Origin of the sequence: Caballeronia sp. INDeC2 (assembly GCF_023631325.1) — a bacterium.
Lineage (GTDB): Bacteria > Pseudomonadota > Gammaproteobacteria > Burkholderiales > Burkholderiaceae > Caballeronia.
Map to the genome: position 1 here is coordinate 454804 of NZ_JALQDG010000003.1, position 18156 is coordinate 472959.

23 protein-coding genes are annotated in these 18156 nt (G+C 63.6%); 14 read left to right on the plus strand and 9 right to left on the minus strand.

The genetic code is table 11. The features are described 5' to 3' along the window. Positions 1 to 18 precede the first annotated feature (18 nt). From NCS28_RS03750 to NCS28_RS03790, 9 genes are all read left to right on the plus strand, one after another. On the plus strand, positions 19 to 372 hold the full coding sequence (locus NCS28_RS03750) for a hypothetical protein (RefSeq protein WP_250512528.1): 354 nt from the start codon (positions 19 to 21) through the stop codon (positions 370 to 372). A 49-nt stretch (positions 373 to 421) separates the two neighbouring features. After that, positions 422 to 739, plus strand: a complete 318-nt coding sequence (locus tag NCS28_RS03755; protein ID WP_250512529.1) for an ElaB/YgaM/YqjD family protein — start codon at positions 422 to 424, stop codon at positions 737 to 739. Positions 740 to 817: 78 nt separating this feature from the next. Continuing rightward, positions 818 to 1054: a hypothetical protein gene (locus tag NCS28_RS03760; protein WP_250512530.1), complete on the plus strand. Its 237-nt coding sequence runs from the start codon at positions 818 to 820 to the stop codon at positions 1052 to 1054. A 335-nt stretch (positions 1055 to 1389) separates the two neighbouring features. Next, positions 1390 to 2793: a sigma-54-dependent transcriptional regulator gene (locus NCS28_RS03765; protein ID WP_250512531.1), complete on the plus strand. Its 1404-nt coding sequence runs from the start codon at positions 1390 to 1392 to the stop codon at positions 2791 to 2793. A gap of 222 nt (positions 2794 to 3015) precedes the next feature. Further along, positions 3016 to 3234 carry a hypothetical protein gene (locus NCS28_RS03770; RefSeq protein ID WP_250512532.1) on the plus strand — a complete coding sequence of 73 codons (219 nt, stop codon included), beginning with the start codon at positions 3016 to 3018 and terminating at the stop codon, positions 3232 to 3234. Between the two features lie 223 nt (positions 3235 to 3457). After that, positions 3458 to 3694, plus strand: a complete 237-nt coding sequence (locus tag NCS28_RS03775; protein WP_106855610.1) for a hypothetical protein — start codon at positions 3458 to 3460, stop codon at positions 3692 to 3694. A gap of 192 nt (positions 3695 to 3886) precedes the next feature. Continuing rightward, positions 3887 to 5341: an alpha,alpha-trehalose-phosphate synthase (UDP-forming) gene (otsA, locus tag NCS28_RS03780; protein ID WP_250512533.1), complete on the plus strand. Its 1455-nt coding sequence runs from the start codon at positions 3887 to 3889 to the stop codon at positions 5339 to 5341. A 130-nt stretch (positions 5342 to 5471) separates the two neighbouring features. Continuing rightward, positions 5472 to 5819 (plus strand): chemotaxis protein, encoded by a 348-nt coding sequence (locus NCS28_RS03785; RefSeq protein ID WP_250512534.1) that lies wholly within the window; start codon positions 5472 to 5474, stop codon positions 5817 to 5819. A 126-nt stretch (positions 5820 to 5945) separates the two neighbouring features. Next, positions 5946 to 6857 carry a YihY/virulence factor BrkB family protein gene (locus NCS28_RS03790; RefSeq protein ID WP_250512535.1) on the plus strand — a complete coding sequence of 304 codons (912 nt, stop codon included), beginning with the start codon at positions 5946 to 5948 and terminating at the stop codon, positions 6855 to 6857. A gap of 111 nt (positions 6858 to 6968) precedes the next feature. Here NCS28_RS03790 and NCS28_RS03795 read toward each other — a convergent pair whose 3' ends face one another. Further along, the gene (locus NCS28_RS03795) at positions 6969 to 8465 is read right to left on the minus strand and encodes an RNA polymerase factor sigma-54 (RefSeq protein ID WP_250512536.1); all 1497 of its coding nucleotides are present in this window, start codon (positions 8463 to 8465) and stop codon (positions 6969 to 6971) included. A gap of 450 nt (positions 8466 to 8915) precedes the next feature. Between NCS28_RS03795 and NCS28_RS03800 the strand changes: the two genes are divergently transcribed. Both NCS28_RS03800 and NCS28_RS03805 read left to right on the plus strand, forming a co-directional pair. Then, positions 8916 to 9257: a BON domain-containing protein gene (locus tag NCS28_RS03800; protein ID WP_250512537.1), complete on the plus strand. Its 342-nt coding sequence runs from the start codon at positions 8916 to 8918 to the stop codon at positions 9255 to 9257. Positions 9258 to 9580: 323 nt separating this feature from the next. Beyond that, positions 9581 to 9814, plus strand: coding sequence for a hypothetical protein (locus NCS28_RS03805; RefSeq protein ID WP_250512538.1), 234 nt, complete (start codon positions 9581 to 9583; stop codon positions 9812 to 9814). A 97-nt stretch (positions 9815 to 9911) separates the two neighbouring features. Here NCS28_RS03805 and NCS28_RS03810 read toward each other — a convergent pair whose 3' ends face one another. Beyond that, on the minus strand, positions 9912 to 10364 hold the full coding sequence (locus NCS28_RS03810; protein ID WP_250512539.1) for a PA2169 family four-helix-bundle protein: 453 nt from the start codon (positions 10362 to 10364) through the stop codon (positions 9912 to 9914). A gap of 184 nt (positions 10365 to 10548) precedes the next feature. Between NCS28_RS03810 and NCS28_RS03815 the strand changes: the two genes are divergently transcribed. After that, positions 10549 to 10788 (plus strand): hypothetical protein, encoded by a 240-nt coding sequence (locus tag NCS28_RS03815; RefSeq protein WP_250512540.1) that lies wholly within the window; start codon positions 10549 to 10551, stop codon positions 10786 to 10788. Between the two features lie 76 nt (positions 10789 to 10864). Here NCS28_RS03815 and NCS28_RS03820 read toward each other — a convergent pair whose 3' ends face one another. The 6 genes from NCS28_RS03820 to NCS28_RS03845 all read right to left on the minus strand — a co-directional run bounded on the left by NCS28_RS03820 (position 10865) and on the right by NCS28_RS03845 (position 15060). After that, positions 10865 to 11440 (minus strand): glycine zipper domain-containing protein, encoded by a 576-nt coding sequence (locus tag NCS28_RS03820; RefSeq protein WP_250512541.1) that lies wholly within the window; start codon positions 11438 to 11440, stop codon positions 10865 to 10867. 61 nt (positions 11441 to 11501) lie between these two features. Then, a complete protein-coding gene (locus NCS28_RS03825) occupies positions 11502 to 11864 on the minus strand; it encodes a DUF1488 family protein (RefSeq protein WP_250512542.1) in 363 nt (120 codons plus the stop codon). Further along, a complete protein-coding gene (locus NCS28_RS03830; protein WP_250512543.1) occupies positions 11861 to 12394 on the minus strand; it encodes a DUF4142 domain-containing protein in 534 nt (177 codons plus the stop codon). Before NCS28_RS03830 ends, NCS28_RS03825 begins: the two co-directional genes overlap by 4 nt. A 23-nt stretch (positions 12395 to 12417) precedes the next feature. Then, positions 12418 to 12969, minus strand: a complete 552-nt coding sequence (locus tag NCS28_RS03835; RefSeq protein ID WP_250512544.1) for a type 1 glutamine amidotransferase domain-containing protein — start codon at positions 12967 to 12969, stop codon at positions 12418 to 12420. A 118-nt stretch (positions 12970 to 13087) separates the two neighbouring features. After that, positions 13088 to 14455 (minus strand): MFS transporter, encoded by a 1368-nt coding sequence (locus NCS28_RS03840; RefSeq protein WP_250512545.1) that lies wholly within the window; start codon positions 14453 to 14455, stop codon positions 13088 to 13090. Between the two features lie 101 nt (positions 14456 to 14556). Next, the gene (locus NCS28_RS03845; RefSeq protein ID WP_250512546.1) at positions 14557 to 15060 is read right to left on the minus strand and encodes a YbhB/YbcL family Raf kinase inhibitor-like protein; all 504 of its coding nucleotides are present in this window, start codon (positions 15058 to 15060) and stop codon (positions 14557 to 14559) included. A gap of 323 nt (positions 15061 to 15383) precedes the next feature. On the opposite strand from NCS28_RS03845, the gene NCS28_RS03850 reads away from it, so the two are divergent. Beyond that, positions 15384 to 16862, plus strand: a complete 1479-nt coding sequence (locus tag NCS28_RS03850; protein ID WP_250512547.1) for a sensor domain-containing diguanylate cyclase — start codon at positions 15384 to 15386, stop codon at positions 16860 to 16862. A 7-nt stretch (positions 16863 to 16869) separates the two neighbouring features. Here the strand turns inward: NCS28_RS03850 and NCS28_RS03855 are convergent, their stop codons facing one another. Further along, the gene (locus NCS28_RS03855) at positions 16870 to 17265 is read right to left on the minus strand and encodes a hypothetical protein (RefSeq protein ID WP_250512548.1); all 396 of its coding nucleotides are present in this window, start codon (positions 17263 to 17265) and stop codon (positions 16870 to 16872) included. 130 nt (positions 17266 to 17395) lie between these two features. Here NCS28_RS03855 and NCS28_RS03860 point away from each other — a divergent pair, with 130 nt between their 5' ends. After that, a complete protein-coding gene (locus NCS28_RS03860; protein WP_250512549.1) occupies positions 17396 to 18076 on the plus strand; it encodes a TetR/AcrR family transcriptional regulator in 681 nt (226 codons plus the stop codon). Positions 18077 to 18156: the final 80 nt, after the last annotated feature.

The window sequence follows — 18156 nt, forward strand, 5'->3', positions numbered from 1 at the left end:
GAGAGAGGCAAACGCATCATGGAAAACTTCTTCAGTTTCGACGGGGCCGCGCAGGAGCGCACGATTCCCGCGAGGCCGGCCCGCCCGCGACGCACGAACACTGGCGGCGAGCGCCAGGAACTCGTGGCCGGCGAGCCGATCGACATCTATCACTGGGCCGCGGTCGCGCTCGTTACTGCGCTGATGTGCGCGGTGCTAGGCTATGCGGCAGGGACGCCCGCGCTTTCCCGCGCCGCGAACGTGACGAGCTTCGTCTTCGGCGCGATGGGTTGCGCGTTGATGGCAAGCGGCGTCGTGCGCAGCCTGCGGGCGCGGATCGAAGCGGGCGGGCGCATTTCCGTGGCCCGCCTTCCCGTCGCCGAAACGCGTTGATCGCACATCGGCGCGTCACATCAACCCGATTGGGCGAGGACTACATTTCATGAGTCAAACGACTGTCCAGCTTGCATTGGGCAAGCAAAAGATCATCGAAGATATCAAGGTGCTGCTGAACGATTCGGAGGAGTTGCTGCGCTTGTCCGCGACGCTGCCGGGCGAAGGCGTCGATGCGCTGCGTACGCGTTTGCGCGATCACGTCGATTCGGCGCGCTCCGCGCTCGAAGATGCGCAGGCGAGCGCGCAAAGCCGTTATCGCGCGGGCGTCGACTGCACCGAGAAATATGTGAAGGACAATCCGTGGCAGTCGCTCGGCATTGCCGCAGGCGTCGGCTTTCTGGTCGGACTGCTGGTTTCCCGCTGATTCGCCGCGTATTGCAATGAACGCGCGGGGTCGTCGCATTGGCGCGGCCGCGAATTAGTGACATTGGAGAGTACACAAATGGCACGTCCCTCGATCGGAATTTTCGGCGCGTTGTTCGCAGTCGGCAGCGTGCTCGCATGGAAGTGGGTGCAATCGCAGGAGGCCGCCGGACGGCGCACGGCGCGCGACCTGAACCGCTGGGAGGACGAGGGCGGCAAGGTGCTGACACCATCGACCGCCGCGAGCGCGACCGGCGTGAACGGCCACGGGGTCGTCGGCGGCACGACGGACGCGTGGCACTTTCCGCGAAGCTGAAACGCCGCGACTGCACCAGGCGATCACCGCTCTTTCAATGGTGCGAACAAAGAAACGCACGCTGGATCAGCGTGCGTTTTTATCGTGATAAACGCTTATAATCAGTGAAACTCCGGCCATAAGTTGTCTAAATGGAAAAACTTACGCTGGGTTGAACCAGGCGTGCGGATCATCGGAAATTATTCTATTTTTAGCGTATCGCGTCGTGCCGATTAATCAATAATCGGCCGTCATTGCGAATCGCACCGGCCTGCGCGGCGCCCATGCCGCACGGAGAAGACCGCGCCACCCACGGCGTGTGACCCTGAAAACGCTTAGGAAGAATTCGAGACGCAATGCCACACGTATTGATTGTCGATGACGATCCCAGTACCCGCGAGGCGCTAGCCGCGATCATCGGCGAAGACGGACTGACGACGGCCACCGCCGGCGATTTGCGCGAGGCGCGCATTCAGCTCGTGCGGCAGACGCCGGATGTCGTATTCACCGATCTCAAGCTGCCCGACGGCACGGGCGTCGATCTTTTCGAGGATCTCGACCCGCGCTCGGGTGTCGAGGTGATCGTGATAACCGGTCATGCCACGGTCGAATCCGCCGTCAGCGCGCTCAAGATGGGCGCAACCGACTATCTCGTCAAACCGATCAACATGCAGCGCGTGAAGGCCATCCTTTCGCGCCTGCCGCGCGCCGGCGACCTGAAGGCGGAGATCGGCACCCTGCGTGGCGAATTGCGCCGCATGGGCCGTTTCGGTCTGATGCTCGGCAACTCGCCCGCGATGCAAACCGTATACGACCAGATCGGCCGCGTCGCGCCGACGGCAGCGTCCGTGCTGCTGATCGGCGAATCGGGCACCGGCAAGGAAGTCGCCGCGCAGACACTGCACGAACTGAGCCTGCGCCGCAAGCATTCGTTCATCGCGGTGAACTGCGGGGCGATCTCGCCGAACCTGATCGAATCGGAAATGTTCGGCCACGAGCGCGGCTCGTTCACAGGCGCGGATCGTCAGCACAAGGGTTATTTCGAGCGCGCGAACGGCGGCACGCTGTTTCTCGACGAAATCACCGAAATGCCCATCGAGCTTCAGGTGAAGCTCCTGCGCGTGCTGGAGACGGGCATGTTTATGCGCGTCGGCACGACCAAGGAACTCGAGACGGACGTGCGCCTCATCGCCGCGACCAACCGCGATCCCGAACAGGCGGTGCTCGAAGGCAAGCTGCGCCTCGATCTTTATCACCGACTGAACGTGTTCCCGATCAACCTGCCGCCATTGCGCGAGCGGGACAAGGACGTGGAACTGCTCGGGCAGGCGTTCCTCGACGAACTGAACTCGCGCTACAACACAAAGAAGGTTTTCCCGCCGGCCTTGCGTGAAATGCTGGCGTCGTACAACTGGCCGGGCAACGTGCGTGAGTTGAAGAACTACGTGCAGCGCGCGTACATCATGTCGGCGTCGGATTCGGACAGTACGGCGACCGTGCCGCTGCAGATTTCGCTGTCGAAGCCGTCGGCGGGCACGGCGGTAACGATTCCGTTCGGCACGTCGCTCGCGCAGGCCGACCGGCAGCTCATCCTCGCCACACTCGACCAGTGCGGCGGCGTGAAGACGCGCGCCGCGGAAATCCTCGGCATCAGCCTCAAAACGCTCTACAACCGGCTCGTCGAGTACGGCGAGGACGCGAACAAGGCGGCCGTCGGCGAGGGTGGCGACATCAACGAGTCGGACAGCGAAAATCCCTGAACGTCGCTTATCTTTAGACGAAAACACCGCCTGCGGCTTTTAAAGAAGCGCAGGCGTTTTTCATTGGCAGGCGCGTTTTCTACGCCGATAATGTGACAGGAGCAGCGCAACGGACGCTCGCGAGGGGCATGTCCCTTGCTGTCGATCGAATGACATCCGCGCGTGGCGCGCAGGCGCCGACGGATGGCGACAGTACGATCACAAGACCGCAAGGAGCCCGCCATGTCATACAGCCTGTCCAATAGCGCTTCCGAAGTTTCGCGTATCGAGGCCCAGACGCCGCAGCCGCCTGACCCTCCGGTCACGCCGCCCGATCAGCCGCCGCCGACGCCGATTCCGCCCGACACGAATCCGGATCCGACGCGCGAGCCGCCCGAGCCGCCGTCGCAGCCGATCGGCGATCCGCCGCCGGGACCGGGCGATACGCCGCACGTGTACTAGCAACGCGGAAGGACGCTGGACTGCAGACGTTGGACAATGCCCAGAATTCGTGCAAGGTTTGAATAAGTTTCCATCCGGGATGTCGAGATTACAACGGATGACGCAATAATGACCGGCGACACCTCTGTCGCCGGTCGCTTTTTCTGAAGCCGCGCTTGCCAAAGCGCACCCGTCCGGCGCCGCCGACGTCACTATCGCGACGGCCTTCTTTTCTGGAGGCATCATGAGGCATCCCGCACTTCGACGCTCCGCGCGTCACTCTTCCAAACGCGAAGCCCGCGCCGAAGCGGCCAAGGCAGCCGGCGCTCAGGGCGCATCCGCGCCGCCCGCCGATCACGATCCCGCCGCTCAGAACCGCCCCGCGCCTGGCGCGCCGCCCGACGGGGAGCACAATCAGGGCGGCGTGCGTCGCGAGGGCATCGACTATCAGCGCGATCTGGGTTCCGAGCAGGACGCGTGATTTTCGGCCGGCGGCAGCACCCGGCAAAAGAACAAAAACTTCTACGCGGTGCGCATCCGCCGCGTATTTTCGTTCGTCCGTAACATCTTCATACAAACTTTCATTTACAAAAGAGAACAAAAAGGCACAGCTTTTGCATACCCTAGATCGCCAATTCGAGCATGCAACGACAACTGATGAGGTGATGCTGTAATGAGCAGATTGATCGTGGTATCGAATCGCGTCGCACCGATCCAGGAAGGCAAGCCCAGCGCGGGCGGCCTCGCGATCGGCGTTCTAGACGCGCTCAAGGAGACTGGGGGCGTGTGGTTCGGGTGGAGCGGCGAGATCGTCGGCGAGTCGGGCGCTCCGGTGCTGGAGAAGGGCGGCAAGGTGACCTACGCGACGGTCGGACTCACACGCCGCGACTACGACCAGTACTACCGAGGTTTCTCGAACGCCACGCTGTGGCCGACGTTTCACTACCGCAATGACCTCTCGCGCTTCGATCGCGAGGAATACGCGGGTTATATGCGCGTCAACGCGAGCCTCGCCGCGAAGCTGAAGACGATGCTCAAGCCCGACGACATCATCTGGGTGCACGACTATCACATGCTCCCGTTCGCGCAGGAGCTGCGCAAGCTCGGCGTCGCCAATCCGATCGGCTTCTTCCTGCACATCCCGTTTCCAGTTCCGGAGATGATGCGCACCGTGCCGCCGCATGAGGAACTGATCGCGGCGATGTGCCAGTACGACGTCGTCGGCTTCCAGACGGACAGCGACAAGCAGTCGTTCATCGATTACGTGGAGCGCACGAGCCGCGGCCACTTCAACGAAGACGACGGCATGTTGCAGGCATTCGGCCGCATGCTGAAAGTGGGCGCGTATCCGATCGGCATTTATCCCGACGCCATCGCAAAGGCCGCCGAACAGTTCGCGAACCGCAAGCAGGTGAAAAGCCTGCGCGACAGCATGCACGGTCGCAAGCTCATCATGAGCGTCGATCGCCTCGATTATTCGAAGGGTCTCGTCGAGCGCTTTCAGGCGTTCGAGCGTCTGCTGCTGAACGCGCCGGGCTGGCATGGCCGCGTGTCGCTCGTGCAGATCGCGCCGCCGACGCGCTCGGACGTGCAGACCTATCAGCGCATCCGCCAGAATCTGGAAGGCGAGGCGGGCCGCATCAACGGGCGATTCGCCCAGCTCGACTGGACGCCGATCCAGTATCTCAACCGCAAGTACGAGCGCAATCTGTTGATGGCGCTGTTCCGCCTCTCGCAGGTGGGCTATGTGACGCCGCTGCGCGACGGCATGAATCTCGTCGCGAAGGAATACGTCGCGTCGCAGGATCCGGCCGATCCGGGCGCGCTCGTCCTGTCGCAGTTCGCGGGCGCGGCGGATCAACTGCCGGGCGCGCTCGTCGTCAATCCGTTCGATCTGTCGCAGATGTCCGAAGCGCTGGAGCGCGCCTTGTCGATGCCGCTCGCCGAGCGTCAGGCGCGTCACGCGGACATGATGGCGCCGCTGCGCGAGAACAATCTTTCGGTGTGGCGCGATTCGTTCCTGTCGGATTTGCGCAGCGTCGCAACGGCGACGTCCGTCACCGAAAAGACCGTCAAGACGGTGAAGCAGGGCGCATCCGAAGCCAAGCGTCCTGCGGCGAAGGCCTGATTTCGCGCCGAACGTCGTCACGTAATCACGGCCCCGCGCGTCGAAAGAAGCGCGGGGCTTTTTCATGCGTCGAGCGCAATGTCGCGGAACGGGATTTGCGGATCCATCATCGACACGATCCAAGGAGGTCATGATGAGTGGAAGCACATTGAACCCGCCCGAAGACGACGGCGCCGAATACGGCAAGGGACACGGCACCGGCGCGCTCGGTCCGAGCGACTCGTCCGACAGCGGCTCGGACGTGCAGGGCGAAAAGCGCTATCCCGGCGACATCGAGGACGAACTCGACGCACACGCGCTCGGCCAGTCCAAAGCCGAGCTGAACAGCGATACGGACCGCTTCGGCACCGGCGAAACCGCATCCGCTGACGGCGACAACAATCTGGAAGCCGACTCGGACATCCTTCCCGACGAAATCGAGGATGAAACCCGCGGCCTCGAGGACGAAGACGCCGACCCGGCCGCCGACAAGCCCTGACACGCATCCGGCAGCAACGTTCACGCGGCGCGCTCTTCACGGAGCGCGCCGTTTTTTACACACGCTTCGCAGTGCGGCGCTAACATCGTCGCTTGACACTTCAAGCCGCGCTCACGCTTCCCGCCGATGGATCAGGACGTCTCCGCCAATCAATCCGCGCCCGTCGCCTCGGGCCGCACGTCGCGTTTCGGCTGGCTCTCGTGGATCGCGGATCCGATCACGCAATGGTCGCAGGACCACTGCCTGATGTTCTCGGCGTCGATCGCGTTCTTCGCCGCGTTTTCGCTCGCGCCGACGCTCGTCATCGTGATCGCGGTGGCGAGCATCTTCTTCGGCGCCGATGCCGTGCAAGGGCGGCTCTTCGCCGAAATCAGCGGCGTCGTGGGCGTGGACGCGGCGCGCACGCTGGAGGCGATCGTCGCGAACGCGTGGCACGCGGACATCGCGCGCAGCACGGCGATTCTGTCGCTTGCGGGCGTGCTGATCGGCGCGTCGGCGACCTTCTCGTCGCTGCATAGCGCGCTCAACGTCATCTGGCCGACGCCCGCCGTGAGCACGCGCGAGAGCATCGTCACGCTGCTGCGCGTGCGGTTCATGTCGTTCGGGCTGGTGGTCGGCTCCGGTCTGCTCGTCGCGATGCTGCTCGTGCTCGATGCGCTCGTCGAGATACTCGGGCATTGGGTGCTCGGCGACGGCAGTCCGTTCATCGTGCTCTCAGGCCTCACGCGGCGCGCGATATCGCTCGGCGTGCTGATGATCGCGTTCACCGTGCTGCTCAAGTTCCTGCCGACTGCGCGCATGCGCTGGGGCGACGCCGCGCTCGGCGCGACCGCAGCCGCGCTGCTGTTCGAAGGCGGCAAGCGCCTCTTTGCGTTCTATCTGGCGCACGCTGGCATGGCGAACATGTTCGGCGCGGCGGGTTCGCTCGCAATCATCCTCATGTGGCTCTACTACTCGGCCGCGGTATTCCTGCTCGGCGCGGAGCTTTCGGCGACTGCCGCGAGAAAGCGCACGCATCGGGCATCGGGCTGGCGCTGATCGGAGACAAAAAAAGGCCGTCCGCGAACGGACGGCCTGTCGATTACGCTCTTGTCGCTCAGGCGCCTCGCTTGACCGGGTCGTCGCCGAGCGCTTGGGAGCGTGAAAACATCACGCCTGACGGCGCAGTTCGGCGGGCGGCACCTTCATCAGATGGCGATACTTCGCCACCGTGCGGCGCGCGACGATCACGCCCTGATCCGCGAGCATCTTCGCGAGACTCACGTCGGAGAGCGGATCGCGCGTGTTCTCCTTCGAGATCATTTCCTTGAGCAGCGCGCGCACGGCCGCAGCCGAGCATGTGCCGCCGCTTTCCGTGCTCAGTTCGCGCGGGAAGAAGTGCTTGAACTCGAAGATGCCGCGCGGCGTGGCCATGTACTTGTTGCCCGTCGCGCGCGAGATCGTCGATTCGTGCAGGCCGAGTTCATCGGCGACATCGCGCAGCACGAGCGGCTTGAGCGCGATCTCGCCATAGTCGAAGAACGCCTTTTGATGCGAGACGATGCATTCGGCGACGCGCTGGATCGTCGTGAAGCGCTGCTGCGCGTTGCGAATCAGCCAGCGGGCTTCCTGCAATTGCTGCGCGAGCGGCGATCGGCTCGCGCCGGCCGATTGCGCGAAAAGCTCCGCATACATGCGATGAATACGCGCGCGCGGCAGCACCGCCGGATTGATCGTCACGACCCATTGCTTCTTCACCTGACGCACGATGACGTCGGGCACCACGTAGTTGTCTTCGCTCTGGCCGTAGTTCTCGCCCGGCTTCGGATCGAGGCGGCGCACGAGCGCGCACGCGATGCGCAGTTCATCCGCGCTGCAGCCGATCTTCTTCTGCAACTCGGCCTGCTCGCGCCGTGCAAGGCGTTCCAGATGATGCGTGACGATCTCGAGCGCAACCGCGCGGCCCGGCGTGTCCTCTTCCAGCGCTTCGAGTTGCAGCGCGAGGCATTCGGACAAATTGCGCGCGCCGACGCCCGGCTTGTCGAGCGACTGCACGAGCTTGAGCGCGATGTTGAGTTCATCTTCGTTCAGCGCGGGTTCGATCTCGACGACATTCGCGAGCTCGCTCAATTCCTGGCGCAGATAACCGTCGTCGTCGAGGGCTTCGATGATGAGCTGCGCAATCGCGCGATCGCGCTCGTTCAGCTGATAAAGGCGCAACGCGTCGTGGAGCGTTTCGTGTAGCGACGGTTCGATGCGCACCCAGTCGGCGGGATCGGAGCCTTCGCCGTCGCCGCCGTTGCGCGAGCCGCGGCCGAACGGATCGGACGAGAATTCGCTCATGGAGTCGTCGCGCGAGTCGTCGCGTGAACCGGCATCGACGCTTTGCTCGCTCTCCATGTTCGTCTCGGGCGCGAGCGGGGCTTCGGCGGTGTCGCTCGGACTCGTCGACAGGGACGATTCGCCCATCGAGCTGCCGTTGTCGGCGCCGAGCGCATTGTCTTCAGTCTGCGACTCGTCGTATTCGAGGAACGGATTCGTGTCGAGCGCGTTGCGCAGTTCTTGCTGGAACTCCAATGACGAAAGTTGCAGAAGACGGACCGACTGCTGCAGACGCGGCGTAAGCGCGAGCGTTTGCTTCGCGCGGAGTTCGAGTGTAGGCGGCATTGCTTGCTAATCCTCGATTGTTCTAGAAATGATGGGCAGGTTTGCGGGGTAATAAAGCAACGACCGTGCCACCGTTGGATAAGGTCGTACAGCGACTACGTTTTTCACCCTCCGCTGCCGCATTTCGACGCGATTGCGAGCCTCGTTTCACGCAGTTTTTACACGCGCCCAGACAAAAGCGCCGCGGGTTTCGGGCGGCGCGGCGCACGCCGCGGCGAACGATTTCGCAAGCGTCGAAGATTTGTTCGACGACACACGAAGGCTTTGCCGCGCGGCGCTTTCGACGCATTTCGACAAAACCGGGACCGCGCTTTCTTCCGATCCGGCACGCAAGTTGCGGAAGGGACTGCACGTTCCCGCGTGCTACGGCGCGGACGTGATCAAGAGCCGCCTCGCGCATCGAAGGCGAACGGGGCGCCAGACCAAAATCGAAAAAATGGGAGTATTGCCATGAAGACGACTCAAATCCTGAAGGCAGCCGGCGGTATCGCGTGTGTCGTGTTCGCGCTCAACGTCGGCGCGCAAACCAATTCCACGTCGTCGACGAGCGGTTCGGGCACGTCGGTCGGCCAGAAGGTCGACGACAGCGCCGTCACCACGAAGGTCAAGGCCGAACTGCTCGGCGCGAAGAACGTCAAGTCCACGCATATTCACGTGAAGACCCGTTCGGGCGTGGTGTCGCTGACGGGCACGGTGCCGTCGGCGGAAGACAAGACCGCCGCCCAAGAAGTCGTCTCGAACGTCTCGGGTGTTGCTTCGGTGAAGAACCATCTTAAAATTGCCGCCGAGTAATGGCATAGTTCGTATGCCCGGCTTCGCCACGGCGGGCCGCGGTTGAGTGCCAGCAGTACGGAACCCGCGCGGGGTTCGACGATTCGCCACATGCGGCGAGGAGTCGGACGAAGCGCGGGTTCTCGCATGGAGGCACGGGCTTCGCGTTATATCGCCCGATGCTTCAGTCGCAATCACGCATGACGCATCACGCAGTGCGCTTCACCTCGCAGCACTTCGAAACTTAAAAACGAGTACGACCGTTCAGGACCGTACTTGCACAGGCGGCTCACGAATGCGCAGTAGCCCGGCGTTCAGAGGCCCCGGAAAAATGGAGCTCTTTCATGAAGACGAAAAAGATGGCATTGATCGGCGCGCTCGCGCTGGCATTCTCGACGACGGCGTTCGCGCAGGCAGCTTCCGATGCGGCCACGGCGGGCGCGGATACCGGCACGCACGCGAAGAAGCAGAAGGGCACCTATCTGCACCAGCAGGACAAGGCGCACAAGCTGAAGGGCGCGTCGGCAGCGGCGGCAGCTTCGGCGCTCGGCACCAACGACAAGGGCCAGCCGCACTAACGCCTCACACGCTTTCTCGACAAGCAAACGGCCGCATCGCGCGGCCGTTTGTCTTTAGGCGGCCCGATGGTTCATCGGGCCGCATTTGCGTCAGCGCTTAGGACTTCGCGGCCGCGTACTGATCGCGCAGATCGCGGATGCGGTCGTGATTCTCGAGCACGCCCTGATACTGACGTTCGACGATCGCACGGATATCGGCAGGCAGATCCTTGTCCAGCGCCTCGCGATAGTTCTTCTTCGCGGCATCCTCGCCGCGCTCGCACTCCGCGAGAATCGCGTGGTCGCTGTGACCGCTCACGGCCGACTTGACATCGACCCAGCCGCGATGCAGCGCGCCGGCGACCGAGCCGCCGGTTTCGGGCTTGCCGCCCAGCCGCGCGACGACGTCCTGCAGTTCGCGCGCGCCTTCCGCGCACTTCTGCGCGCGATTCTGAAACAGCAGCTTGAGGCTTGGATCACGCGTATCCTCGGCGGCCTTGAGAAAACCCTTTTCCCCATCCTTCGAGGTTTCGACGAGATCGTTGAGTACCGATACGACGTTCGTGCTCATATGACACCTCCATTTAGTTTCGATATTTCACTGCGCAGCCTCCCTGCGGGATGCGGCTCGCCGATTCATTACGCACGCGGCGTGCCAGCGCTGCTTCCGAGGGGCATGTGGTTTGCTCTAACCACGGCACAGCAGCGTGCATCCGATTCGAGACGCGCGCGGATCACGGCAACAGGAGAGCGCAGTGAAATTTTTCAATCGACTCGCGCATCGCGAGTTTCTGATCATCGTGGCGGTCGCGGCCTCGGCGCTGACCTTGCATGTTCGACAACACGTCGCCGATACGCATACGCAAACGCCCGCCGACTATGGGCGCATGTGCGAAGGTCCATCCGTCAGTCCGGGCAAGGCGCGCGTGTTGCCCGCCGATTGCGCCGTACGCGCGAACATGCGGCCCGAGCGCACGCACGCGCCTTGGGTCTGACGACGTCCGTCGGTGAGGCCATCAACGCAAACGCCCGCGCGAAGCGGGCGTTTTCATCGGCACAGCGAGAAAAAAATCACACGCGCGTCTGCGCGAACTCCTTCACCGGATGCGGCGGCTGAAGCGGATCGAAATCGCTCCACTTGCCTTGTTTCCAGCGTCCCGACGCACGCTCGATATCCATGCCGCCCGCCTCGCGCAGCGTCGTCGTGGCGCGCTCCTGCGTTTCGGGCGATACATGCACGGCGACGAGCACGCCTGCGTGACGCGTCGGCTCCTCGACGTGCGCGGCGTTGTGCGGCTTCTTCTTCGTATGCGACATTGCGCCGACGAGCGATCCCACATACGCGCCGACGCCCGCCGCGATCGCCGAGACGATCAGCGGCGCATGAAAGATCGCGAAGATCGCCGCGCCCGCCACCGCGCCGACGACCGCGCCGATCGTCACGCCCTTGCCCGCGCCTTTGGGCGATGCGCTCGCGCCCGCGTCGGTACTGACATCACCGCCGACGGGAAAGCGCGCGTGCTGGCCGCTCGGATTCACGAAAAAGAGCGTCACGTCTTCTTCCACGAAGCCCTGCGCGAAGAGTTTCTGGGCCGCCGCTTCGGCCGCGGGAAAGGTCTGGAATCGGCCCGCAATGATCAATGACATGTTCCCTCCTTGTTGGCTTGGGTGATGTGAGATGCGCGCGCTGTCGCGAAGAGAAGGCCGCTCAGTCGGGCTCCATGCCGGCGACGCGGAACAATCCGCTCCTCAGCACGGCGGGCTGGCCGCCGTTGTCGTCGAGGACTTCGGCGCACACCGCGCGAATGCGCGCCGTGCCGCGCGCGTAGGCGTCGAGCAGATCTTCCTCGCGAGGCGATTTCGCGCCGAAGTGATCTTCGAGCGCTTCGGCGGTGATCGAACATACGACCGGCTCGCCGTCGATGAGCGCGGCGAAGTGAATGGCGAGGTCGTCGCCGTCATAAACGGGGGCTTCGTCTGCAAACGTGATGTGCATGGTCGAGTCCTCATAAGCGGGACGGCAAGCGGAACGGGAAGCGGCGGCGCGCGCGGCGGCATACGCGATGCTCATGACGCCGCCTTCGCTTTCGCGAGTTGCTGCGCCATCTCGTAGTGATGACTGATGACCGGCAACGCCTTGGTCGCAGCCGCCTTCAGGGCCGTGTCGTTGCCGCTTTCGCTCTCTTTCTTGAAGAGCGCAACGGCCTTCTCATGTCCGTCCACGGCCACCTTTTCAATATAGGCCTTGTCGAACTCCGCGCCCTGGAGATTTTGCAGGCTGCCTATCACCGACGAATCCGCAGTCGCCGGCGCGGTGATGGCATGACGCTTCGCGAGCACGTCGAGATTGCGCGCGAGTTTGGTGTGATCCACGATCATTCGCTGTGCGAACTCCCGCACCTGCCGATCGCTCGCATGCGTGAGCGCGAGCTTGCTCGCGGCGAGTTCCGTCGCACCCGCCTGCCCCGCGTCCTGAAGAAACTGCTGGTCGATCGGCGAGAGCTTTTCTTCGGTCTGCGCCTGTGCGACGGGCGCGAGCGCAGCCGCAACAGCGAGCGACAACGCGACGGCGCGTGTGCGTGAGATGAGCGATCTCGACATCGGCTCGGCTCCGGTGCGATGCATCAGGCGGCGCGCGTCTTCGCTAGCGCTTCGATCAGCGCGTTGTTGAACGCGGGCAGATCGTCGGGTTTCCGGCTCGTGATGAGATTGCCGTCGATCTGCACTTCCTGATCGACCCACGTGCCGCCCGCGTTGCGAATGTCGTCCTGCAGGCTCGGCCAGCTCGTCATCGTGCGGCCCGCGACGATGCCTGCCGAAATCGGCAGCCAGCCGCCATGGCAGATTACCGCGATCGGCTTCTTCGCCTGATCGGCTTCCTTTACGAAGCTTTGCGCCTTCGAGTCGAGTCGGATCGCGTCGCCGTTGACGACGCCGCCGGGCAATACGACCGCGTCGTAATCGGCGGCGCTGACGGAGTCGAACGTCACATCGACATCGACCTTGTCGCCCTTGTCGACGTGCTTGAAACCCTGAATTTGACCGGCCTTCTGCGATACGACATCCACCTGCGCGCCGGCTTCCTTCAGCGCGCGTTGCGGCTCGACGAGCTCGGCCTGCTCGAAGCCATCGACGGCGAGAATCGCGACCTTGTAACCGTTGAGGGAAACGCCCATGAACACACTCCTTTATTGCTGTTTTCGAACCTTCCGCGTGAGCGGAAAAACTTGCCCGAAGTTTCAGCAAAGGCCGTGCCCAGCGAGCGGCCGGGCGGCAAGGAGAGAAGATGCCGGGTCAGGCGGGCTCGATGCTGCGCTTGCCGGTGAGACGCAGCACGCTGACCACCGCGGCAGCCGCCGCGAACACTGCCGCGACCGCAATCGCAATCACCGCGCCTTGCTTCGGCGCGAGCCCGAAGATCAGCGCGACGAGCGCCGCGCCCAACGTCTGGCCGGTGAGACGCGCGGTGCCGAGCATGCCGCTCGCGCCGCCGCTGCGATGACGCGGCGCGGCTGAGAGCATCTGACGATTATTGGGCGACTGGAAGAGTCCGAAGCCGAGCCCGCATACGGCCATGCGCCACGCGATGTCCAGCGCGGACGGATGCGCGCCGACGCTCGCGAGCAGCACGAGCCCGACGGTCAGGATCGCGAGCCCGATGCCGCCGAGCAGTCCGGCCGAGTATCGATCCGCGAGCACGCCCGCGAGCGGCGCGACGAACACGATGACGAGCGGCCACGGCGTCATCAGAAAGCCGGTTTCGACCTGGCTCATGCCGAAATTGTTTTGCAGCAGGAACGGCAGCGAGACGAATGCGAGCATCTGCGCGCAGAACGAACACACCGACGCGCCGACCGAGAGCGCGAACACCGGAATGCGCATCAGATCGACAGGCAGAAGCGGCGCGCTTTGCGTCAGTTGCCGCTTCACGAAGAAGTAGCCGATGACCGCCGTCACGACGATCTCGCCGATCACATACGGTCGATGCTCGCCGTGCCCGAAACCATCGACCGCGACGATCGCCATGCCGAAGAAGAGGGCGTTCATGATCGCGCTGACGTAGTCGTACGGCTGCCGATGCCCCGGCGTGCGCGGCAACGACGTCAAGCCGATCGCGAACGCCACGATGCCGATCGGCACGTTGATCGCGAAGAGCCACGGCCAGGTCGCGACGGCGAGCACGCCCGAGGCGACCGTCGGCCCGATTACCGACGAAATGGCGACGACCGTCGCGTTGATGGATACGCCGCGTCCAAGTTGATCGTGCGGATAGATGATACGCACGAGCGCCGTGTTCACGCTCATGATGCCGGCCGCGCCGAAGCCCTGCACGACGCGCGCGATGGTGAGCGTGACGAGTGAGCCGGACAGTGCGCACGCGAACGACGACACCGTGAAGAGCGCGAGCCCCGCCATGTACACGCGCCGGTAGCCGATGCGATCGCCGAGCGAGGCGAGCGGCAAAAGCGAGATAGTGATGGCGAGCTGATACGCGTTGACGACCCAGACGGAGTCGGCGGGCGAGGCGTTCAGATTGCGCGCGATGGTCGGCAGCGCGACGTTGGCGATGGCGCCGTCGAGCACCGCGAGCGTGATGCCGAGCGCGACGACGGCAATGGCCCAGTATCGCTGGGGCAGCGGCAGACCTTGGTCGGAATCCATCGATGGGCGGGAAGTGGCGAGCGGCGCATCGCATGGCGCGCCGTTTTCAAATGAGGGTGTGAGCGCGGCGCGGTCACGCCGCGCCGCGCCGCTTCCCGGCTTTACTTCAACTCGTAGAGGCCGGTGTAGGTCGCCGAATCGATTTCGTTGAGATGCGTCATGAAGCGCGCCACCGCGTTGGTCACGTTCCCGTCGAGCGGCAGGCTCTCCGCGGAGAGCGCATGAATGCGGAAGATGTAGCGATGCGGCTTGTCGCCACGCGGCGGCGCCGCGCCGCCGAAGCCGACCGTGCCGTAGTCGTTGCGAAGCTGCAGCGCGCCTTGCGGCAGCAGACTGCCGTCGGCCTTGCCGGCATTGCGCGGCAGCGAGCGCACGTCGGCCGGAATGTTGACGACGACCCAGTGCCAGAAGCCGCTGCCCGTGGGCGCGTCGGGATCGTAGACGGTGAGCGCGAGACTGCGCGTATCGGCGGGCGGGTCTTCCCATTGCAGCGCCGGGGAAATGTTCTCGCCCGCGACGCCGAAGGCTTGCTGGTCGAATTCCTGGGCGCGCGTCATAAAGCCGTTCGCCGGAAATTCGTCGGACCAGATGCGGAAATCAGCCATGAGAGTCGTGCCTCCTTCTTCTTGCAATGTGAATGGATGCGGCGCCGCGCACCGGACTGCGCGATGTCGCGCGATCCTTTGGGCGTGCAGCAAACGTGCCCGAGCGTTGCGGCCCGCGGAACGCGGGAACGCGGAAATGGCCACGAGCATGGCCGATCGAGTGTAGCATCCGCCCCCGATATCCGGCACCAGCGCAAACGCCGCGGCGCGCGTTGCAGACCGGCGATTCGACGCCGGAAATATGACGCGCGCTACAATAATGAGATGAATCCGGGCATCGACCAGGAACCCATTTTGAGCCGGCGCGAGCCGAAAGGATGACCATGCCAAACGACCCGCGCCGCGCTGCCGGTCAATTCATGCCGGCGAGCGTGCCGGAGGACGATGCCGACATGTTCGACCTCGCGCCCGTCTCGCTCTGGCTCGAGGACTTCAGCGCCGTGCGCGAGCAGTTCGAGCGCTGGCGCGCGGCGGGCGTCGCAGATCTGCGCGCGTTTCTAGCCGAGAATCCCGAACGTATCGCCGAATGTTCTTCGCGCATACGCGTGGTGAAAGTCAATCAGCGCACGCTGTCGCTGTTTCACGCGAGGGACGTCGATCATCTCGTGCAGAACCTCGACCGTGTGTTCCGTGACGACATGCTCACCACGCACATCGACGAGCTGGAGCAGTTGTGGTCCGGCAAGTCGCGCTTCGTGAGCCAGACGGTCAACTACACGCTCGGCGGCAAGCGCCTCGACGTGCTGCTCAAGGCGGTCGTTCTGCCGGGCCACGAAGACACATGGACCCGCGTGCTCGTCACGATCGAGGACATCACCGAACTCGAAGCAATGCGTCGCACGGCCGCCGCGAGCGAACTGTATGCGCGGGGGCTCTTCGAGCATTCGCCGGTGTCGCTGTGGGTGGAAGACTTCAGTTCCGTGAAGTCGCTGCTGGACGATGTGCGCGAGCGCGGCATCGTCGACTTTCGCACGTTCACCAACGTTCATCCGGAGTTCGTCGAGCGCTGCATGCAGGAGATTCACGTGCTCGACGTGAATCAGCACACGCTACGCATGTTCGCCGCACCGACCAAAGCGACGCTGCTCTCGCGCCTGTCCGACGTCTTTCGCGACGACATGCAGCAGCACTTCCAGGAACAGTTGATCGAGTTGTGGGAGGGCAAGCTCTTCCATCAGCGCGAGGTGCTCAACTATTCGCTCGAAGGCAACGAGGTGCATGTGCATCTGCAGTTCTCGGTGTTTCCGGGACACGAGGCGCGCTGGGACCTCGTGCTCGTCGCGCTCACGGACATCACCGCGCGCAAGAAGGCCGAGGCGTATCTGGAATTCCTCGGCAAGCACGACGTGCTCACGAAGCTCAAGAATCGCTCGTTCTATGTCGACGAAATCAATCGCCTCGAACGCAAGGGCCCGTTCCCGGTGACGGCAATCGCGGTCGATGTGAACGGACTCAAGGCCGTCAACGACCAACTCGGCCACGCCGCCGGCGATGCGCTGTTGCGCCGCGCGGGCGAAGTGCTCGGCAAGGCGGTGGAGAAACCGTTCCAGGCGGCGCGCATCGGCGGCGACGAGTTCATGGTGCTTCTGCCCGGCACCGACGAACGCGGCGGCGAAGCGGTGATCGAAAGCATTCGCCAGTTGCTCGAAGTGAACAACCAGTTCTATTCGGGCAATCCGCTTTCTTTCGCGATGGGCGCGGCCACCGCGCACGACGGCGAGCGGCTCGAACCGATGCTGCAACGCGCCGACGCCGCGATGTACGCGGAAAAGCGCGCGCACTACGACGGCAAGAGCGCGTAACTGGATCCTACTGCTGCGTGACTTCGTCGATGCCGCGATTGAGCGCCGGGCACGCCTCGCCGATTTCCTTCCGATACTCCGCCGGATTGCTCGTCTTCAGCTTCTCGAAGCGATCGACGGTCGGTTGCGCCTGCGCTAGACCGAGCTTCCATTCGCCGTCGAAATCGGGTGCGTCGGGATAGCTCGTGCGCACGGCGTCGCGAAAGCGCGCGACCTTCGCGGCATCGATATGGCAGACATCGGCCGCGCCGCGCGCGATGTTCGCGCTCGTCATCACCCCTTCGGCGGCCATCAGTTCTCGCGACGACGGATGGCCGGGCGGCATCGCGGTTTGCGCCATTGCGCAGAGACACCATGTGGCCAGAATGGACGGAGCCAGAAAGAGCGAATGCTTTTTGCGCATGTGATTTTCTATTGGTTTGCGGGGTGAAAAAATTATAGGTGAAGCCCTCCGTAATGAGCGCCTGTTAGGGCGAGGATGCGTCGAAATCGCGTGCTAGAATCGATTTTCAACGCCGTTCTCAGACAGAAAAATGAAGAAAGGAAGCAAGGCCGCTACTGCTGCGCCCTCGTCGACCACGGAGCAAGGGCGGCGCAAGTACGATCCTGAGGAGACCAAGCGGAACATTCTCGACATCGCCACGCAGGAGTTCTCGGCGATGGGCCTCGCGGGCGCGCGCGTCGACGCCATCGCGGAGCGCACCAACACCACGAAGCGCATGCTGTACTACTACTTCGGCAGCAAGGAAGGCTTGTACGAAGCGGTATTGGAGCAGGTCTACGGCGATATCCGCGCGCTCGAACAGGAATTGCAACTCGCGGAAATGGAGCCGGAGGAAGCGCTGCGCGAATTCATCGGTTTCACGTTCGACTATCACGACAAGCAACGCGACTTCGTGCGCCTCGTGACGATCGAAAACATTCACGGCGCGAAGTACATCGAACAATCGAAGACCTTCAAGGCGCGCAATTCGACGGTCGTAAAAACCATTGAAGATCTCATCGCGCGCGGCGTCGCGGCGGCCAAGTTTCGCGACGACATCGATCCCATCGACCTGCATCTGATGATCAGCTCGTTCTGCTTTCATCGCGTGGCGAACCGTCATACGTGGAGTGCGGCGTTCGGGCGTGATCCGTCGGGCGCGCGTTCGCGTGCGCGTCATCGCGAGATGATCGTCGATGCGGTGGTGCGCTACATGCGGCGCGACGGTTGATCCCTTCTTCGCGCGCAAGGCCAAACGGCGACACGCTCACGAGGTCGCCGTTTTTTCGTGGCCAACGGGTTATCAACGTT

What these genes read in the sequence shown, in the direction of transcription:
- NCS28_RS03750 (WP_250512528.1), top strand. Translation starts at nt 19, where the DNA reads ATGGAAAACTTCTTCAGTTTCGACGGGGCCGCGCAGGAGCGCACGATT.
- NCS28_RS03755 (WP_250512529.1), top strand. Translation starts at nt 422, where the DNA reads ATGAGTCAAACGACTGTCCAGCTTGCATTGGGCAAGCAAAAGATCATC.
- NCS28_RS03760 (WP_250512530.1), top strand. Translation starts at nt 818, where the DNA reads ATGGCACGTCCCTCGATCGGAATTTTCGGCGCGTTGTTCGCAGTCGGC.
- NCS28_RS03765 (WP_250512531.1), top strand. Translation starts at nt 1,390, where the DNA reads ATGCCACACGTATTGATTGTCGATGACGATCCCAGTACCCGCGAGGCG.
- NCS28_RS03770 (WP_250512532.1), top strand. Translation starts at nt 3,016, where the DNA reads ATGTCATACAGCCTGTCCAATAGCGCTTCCGAAGTTTCGCGTATCGAG.
- NCS28_RS03775 (WP_106855610.1), top strand. Translation starts at nt 3,458, where the DNA reads ATGAGGCATCCCGCACTTCGACGCTCCGCGCGTCACTCTTCCAAACGC.
- otsA (WP_250512533.1), top strand. Translation starts at nt 3,887, where the DNA reads ATGAGCAGATTGATCGTGGTATCGAATCGCGTCGCACCGATCCAGGAA.
- NCS28_RS03785 (WP_250512534.1), top strand. Translation starts at nt 5,472, where the DNA reads ATGATGAGTGGAAGCACATTGAACCCGCCCGAAGACGACGGCGCCGAA.
- NCS28_RS03790 (WP_250512535.1), top strand. Translation starts at nt 5,946, where the DNA reads ATGGATCAGGACGTCTCCGCCAATCAATCCGCGCCCGTCGCCTCGGGC.
- NCS28_RS03795 (WP_250512536.1), bottom strand. Translation starts at nt 8,465, where the DNA reads ATGCCGCCTACACTCGAACTCCGCGCGAAGCAAACGCTCGCGCTTACG.
- NCS28_RS03800 (WP_250512537.1), top strand. Translation starts at nt 8,916, where the DNA reads ATGAAGACGACTCAAATCCTGAAGGCAGCCGGCGGTATCGCGTGTGTC.
- NCS28_RS03805 (WP_250512538.1), top strand. Translation starts at nt 9,581, where the DNA reads ATGAAGACGAAAAAGATGGCATTGATCGGCGCGCTCGCGCTGGCATTC.
- NCS28_RS03810 (WP_250512539.1), bottom strand. Translation starts at nt 10,364, where the DNA reads ATGAGCACGAACGTCGTATCGGTACTCAACGATCTCGTCGAAACCTCG.
- NCS28_RS03820 (WP_250512541.1), bottom strand. Translation starts at nt 11,440, where the DNA reads ATGTCATTGATCATTGCGGGCCGATTCCAGACCTTTCCCGCGGCCGAA.
- NCS28_RS03825 (WP_250512542.1), bottom strand. Translation starts at nt 11,864, where the DNA reads ATGAGCATCGCGTATGCCGCCGCGCGCGCCGCCGCTTCCCGTTCCGCT.
- NCS28_RS03830 (WP_250512543.1), bottom strand. Translation starts at nt 12,394, where the DNA reads ATGTCGAGATCGCTCATCTCACGCACACGCGCCGTCGCGTTGTCGCTC.
- NCS28_RS03835 (WP_250512544.1), bottom strand. Translation starts at nt 12,969, where the DNA reads ATGGGCGTTTCCCTCAACGGTTACAAGGTCGCGATTCTCGCCGTCGAT.
- NCS28_RS03840 (WP_250512545.1), bottom strand. Translation starts at nt 14,455, where the DNA reads ATGGATTCCGACCAAGGTCTGCCGCTGCCCCAGCGATACTGGGCCATT.
- NCS28_RS03845 (WP_250512546.1), bottom strand. Translation starts at nt 15,060, where the DNA reads ATGGCTGATTTCCGCATCTGGTCCGACGAATTTCCGGCGAACGGCTTT.
- NCS28_RS03850 (WP_250512547.1), top strand. Translation starts at nt 15,384, where the DNA reads ATGCCAAACGACCCGCGCCGCGCTGCCGGTCAATTCATGCCGGCGAGC.
- NCS28_RS03855 (WP_250512548.1), bottom strand. Translation starts at nt 17,265, where the DNA reads ATGCGCAAAAAGCATTCGCTCTTTCTGGCTCCGTCCATTCTGGCCACA.
- NCS28_RS03860 (WP_250512549.1), top strand. Translation starts at nt 17,396, where the DNA reads ATGAAGAAAGGAAGCAAGGCCGCTACTGCTGCGCCCTCGTCGACCACG.